The 470-nt window shown below is 66.6% G+C and carries 1 protein-coding gene; it reads left to right on the top strand.

Features of this window, described 5'->3' with window-relative positions:
- Positions 1 to 470, top strand: a 470-nt coding sequence (locus CP49_RS35465; RefSeq protein WP_245311047.1) for an Hpt domain-containing protein, incomplete at both ends; no start/stop codon positions are given.

The following is a 470-nucleotide window of genomic DNA, read 5'->3' as shown; positions in this document are numbered from 1 at the left end:
TTGGTGCGGTTCGAGCAGGACCCGAGCGACGCGAAGATTCTGGATAACATCTTCCGGCTGGTTCACACCATCAAGGGCACCTGCGGGTTTCTGGGACTGCCGCGGCTTGAGGCGCTCGCCCATGCCGGCGAGACGTTGATGGGCAAATTCCGCGACGGCATGCCGGTCAAGGCCGAGGCCGTGACGCTGATCCTGTCGAGCATCGACCGCATCAAGGAGATCCTCGCCGGCCTGGAAGCCACCGAGACCGAGCCCGAGGGCACCGACGAAGACCTGATCGAGAAGCTGCATGCGATGGCCGAAGGCGCCAGGCATGCCGAGGAAACGGCGCCGAACGCCGCGCCCGTTCCCGTGGTCGCCGCCCCGCCGGTGCAGCCGGCCATCACCCAGGAAGTTGTCAAAGGCACGCTGGTCGAGCAAGTGCTGGAACGCCCGCTCCGTCCCGGCGAGGTGTCGCTCGACGACCTCGA

This window comes from Bradyrhizobium valentinum (genome assembly GCF_001440405.1).
Taxonomy (GTDB): Bacteria; Pseudomonadota; Alphaproteobacteria; order Rhizobiales; family Xanthobacteraceae; genus Bradyrhizobium; species Bradyrhizobium valentinum.
This window is presented reverse-complemented; position numbering and strand designations above follow the sequence as displayed.